5 protein-coding genes are annotated in these 3,021 nt (G+C 70.5%); 3 read left to right on the top strand and 2 right to left on the bottom strand.

The window, feature by feature from the left end; all coding sequences use genetic code 11:
- The coding region (locus PHK61_RS31645; RefSeq protein WP_274285016.1) for a hypothetical protein at window positions 1-371 on the bottom strand (371 nt) is incomplete at its 3' end.
- 51 nt (window positions 372-422) lie between these two features.
- Between PHK61_RS31645 and PHK61_RS31640 the strand changes: the two genes are divergently transcribed.
- Window positions 423-692, top strand: coding sequence for a hypothetical protein (locus tag PHK61_RS31640; protein ID WP_274285015.1), 270 nt, complete (start codon window positions 423-425; stop codon window positions 690-692).
- A gap of 273 nt (window positions 693-965) precedes the next feature.
- On the opposite strand, the gene PHK61_RS31635 is transcribed toward PHK61_RS31640, so the two are convergent.
- Window positions 966-1,637, bottom strand: a complete 672-nt coding sequence (locus PHK61_RS31635; RefSeq protein ID WP_274285014.1) for a GOLPH3/VPS74 family protein — start codon at window positions 1,635-1,637, stop codon at window positions 966-968.
- A 490-nt stretch (window positions 1,638-2,127) separates the two neighbouring features.
- Here PHK61_RS31635 and PHK61_RS31630 point away from each other — a divergent pair, with 490 nt between their 5' ends.
- Both PHK61_RS31630 and PHK61_RS31625 read left to right on the top strand, forming a co-directional pair.
- The gene (locus PHK61_RS31630) at window positions 2,128-2,523 is read left to right on the top strand and encodes a hypothetical protein (RefSeq protein ID WP_274285013.1); all 396 of its coding nucleotides are present in this window, start codon (window positions 2,128-2,130) and stop codon (window positions 2,521-2,523) included.
- A gap of 127 nt (window positions 2,524-2,650) precedes the next feature.
- Window positions 2,651-3,021: DUF6448 family protein (locus PHK61_RS31625; RefSeq protein ID WP_274285012.1), on the top strand; the 371-nt coding region annotated here is incomplete at its 3' end.

The raw sequence follows: 3,021 nt of genomic DNA, 5'->3' as shown, positions 1-3,021 counted from the left end.
CTGCTCGCCAGCCTCGTGCTCTGGTCCCGGTCGTGATCCAAGAGACACGCCCTAGCCGGCTGGGCCGGGGGTGGCTGACTGACCCGCCAAGGGCGGGCCAGAGTGCCCAGGACGAGCTCGGTTTCGTGGCACTCGCCGAGGCGCAGCCAACCGAACTCCGGTCCGGGCAGGTCGGCGATCCGCAGACTCCGCGGGCCCGGCCCGCCCACTGGCAGCGCGCGGGCGGCGACCAGGGCCCGCACCAGATGATGGCGGGCCACGTCCAGCTCACAGGTGGCGCGATAGACCCGCTCGGCCGGCACCCGCAACAGCGCCCGGTGCACCAAGCGGACCTCGGCGCGGGGCAGGATCTCCTCGAGCAGCGTCGTCATCGTCGGCCTCCCGCGACGGGATCGCGCGCCACGGCATCCGCGGCCACGGCGGTGACCAAGTTCAGCACCAGCACGGGCTCATGGGCCCGCGCGTCCCGGATGCCTCACCCGAATGCCCTGGCGCTTCGAGATGCCCTCGTGCACTCCGGGATACCGATGGATCGGGCGGCGAAGCTGCTGGCCGACACGATGTACCGGCTGATGCGCTGGCTGCAGCAGCCGCTGGACCTGGTGGTCGCGACGGTGCACCCGGAAGCCGGCTGGCGCGGACGCGGCTGCGCGAGCAGCTGCCTCGGCAATCGTGCCGCCCCGGCTGGGTGATACCTACGTCGACGCCCCTGGCTGCTTCGCCATCGGTGTGCGCCGCTGCCTTTACCCCGACTACCCGCGCAGCCGCGGCGAGGGGACGTTCCGTGAGCGGGTCCTGTACGACCAGAACCTGCGGATGGCCGAGGAGCGGGGAAGTGCTCCTCCGCAGCGGCACCCTGGCCGGAGGCGCCAGCCGGTGCGACTTCCGCTACGTCGTCAGCGATCGCGACGTCGGCCTGGCGATGACGTTGTGCGGGCCGATCGGGCTGTACGGGAACTGTGCGGTCAGAAACCGCGGGCGGCCCCTCCTCCTGCGTAGATCGCCGCGTCCTCGCTGTTGATCGCCGACCGAACTGCCTTCCCCACCCAGTCGTCCTCGGCGATCCGCTCGGCGCGCTCGTTCAGCTCCTGCTTGGAAAGCCCGAGAGACTCCGGAGCCACCGCCTTGTGCACGGCCTTGAGCGCGCGCAGGAGGGAGATGAGCGCTCGGGTCCTGGCGTCCGCGGTCACGCCGTGGCGCAGGGCGGTGAGCACGTCGGCCTGGACCGCCATCTCGTGGTCGGCGTGCTCCGCGGGCCACCGGTGTACTGGGAAGATGCCGAAGATCCGGCCCTGCTCCGCTCGGACCAGGCCGGCCTCGGCGAGCCGCTCGTAGAGCCGCGGCCGGATCCGCCTGCCCAGCGCGGCCACGACGCTCTGGGGTGTCTTGCCCTCCTTGTGGCCGACCGTGGCCAGGGCCTCGTCGAGTACGCCGTCCCCGGTGGGACTGGGGTCCCGGACGACCAGCCGGCCTTCACGCACCTGCTCACCGGGGCCCGCGACGTCGACGCGCTCCCTGAGTGAAAGCTCGGCCAGCAACGCCCCACCCAGCGCGATCGTCATGTTCGTGCCATCCGCAGCCAGCTTCCCGCTGTCGTCGGCGGTCAGGAGCAGCAGGAGGTCCTCGGCGATGAGCATGCCCCGACCGTGGGGTCTTCCCGCGCACGGCCGACACGGTCCTACGACCAGGTCAGGACCAGTCCATCGGCCCGGGTGCACGTTGAGGCGAGATCGGGCCGCGAGGGGTCGTGGGCGCCGTCGTGGTCGTGAGCCGCACGTTCCGAGCTGACTCGGCGCTCGACGACCTCGAGCCACAGCCCGAACGCCCACGCCGCACGCGCCACGAGCAGCGTCCCCGGGTGCCAGCGGGATGTCGCATCCCGACCGGCCCGTCCGCCGCCTCGCAGGGTGTGAACGGCGCCCGGGCGGCGGAGTACCGACGGAGGGTTCCTGATGGGTGGCCGCAAGCCGAGAACATGTCCGGATCGGGAGGCGCCGAACGTCGGCCGGGGTCTTCAGGGGGACGTTGGTCGCACTCGGGCGGACCAAGGGCCGTCAGGGATGGGACGGTCGACCCCTGCCCGAATCCCGTCCGTAGGTCACAAGGTCGGTGGCGGAGGTGGGTACGGTGTTCACGATCCGCACTGTTGGTGGGGTCGCGTTGTTCCTCTTCGGTACCACGTTCTTGTGGCTGACCCCGATGTTCGCGAGCCAGGGAATCTCGGCTCAGGGAGCCTGGTGGGCGGTGACGCAGATCCTTGCGCTCGCCGTGCTCGCCGGCTTCACCATGGCCACATATGGGTTGTTCACCAGGATACCGTGGTGGGAGAACGTCGCGCTCACGTCAGCGGTCCTCGGCTTGATCACGCTGATCCCGTATTGGGTCGCCGCCCAGCAGGCCGGTGAAATCACGCCATGGTTCAACGTGCTGATCCACGCACTTGGTAGCGCAGGCGTTCTGGTCCTGCTGAGGGTGCCCGCTCTGGATAGGTGGGTCAACGGGCACGTCATGGCGGGGCAGTGAATGGCGCCACTCGATCAACGCTCTATCGCTGCGCCAGATCAGATGGATCAGCCGCAGCCGTTACGTCGCCGCCCAGGCGAAGGATGTGAGCAGGATGCCCCCGCATTGCGATTCTCTCGATGGGCCGGTGGTCACCGCCGCGCGGGACGCGATGACGTCCGGAGAGGTGCAGCGCGTCGCGCCATACGTTCCGGCGGAGGATGAAGCGGAGCTGCGCCGGAGCTTCGATCTCGCCGTGACTGCGCGTGCGCTCGGACCGGCCGCCCGCGAGGTGGCCGACCGTTGGTTCTTCGAGACCGTTGTGCGCCTGCACCGGGCCGGAGAGGGGGCACCGTTCACCGGCCTCAAGCCAGCCGGCCTGGACGTCGGCCCGGTGATCCCCGCCGCGGAGCACGCCCTCGAGTCGGGGACGCCCGACCACCTCAGCGAGCTGATGTGCGGGATCGTGCGCGACCAGCTCCGGCGTCGACACACGGACGCGATGGCGCTCAAGGAGCG

This window comes from Actinomycetospora lutea, assembly GCF_028737205.1.
Lineage (GTDB): Bacteria > Actinomycetota > Actinomycetes > Mycobacteriales > Pseudonocardiaceae > Actinomycetospora > Actinomycetospora lutea.
The sequence above is the reverse complement of the archived record's forward strand: the minus strand, read 5'-3'. Positions and strand labels throughout refer to the sequence as shown.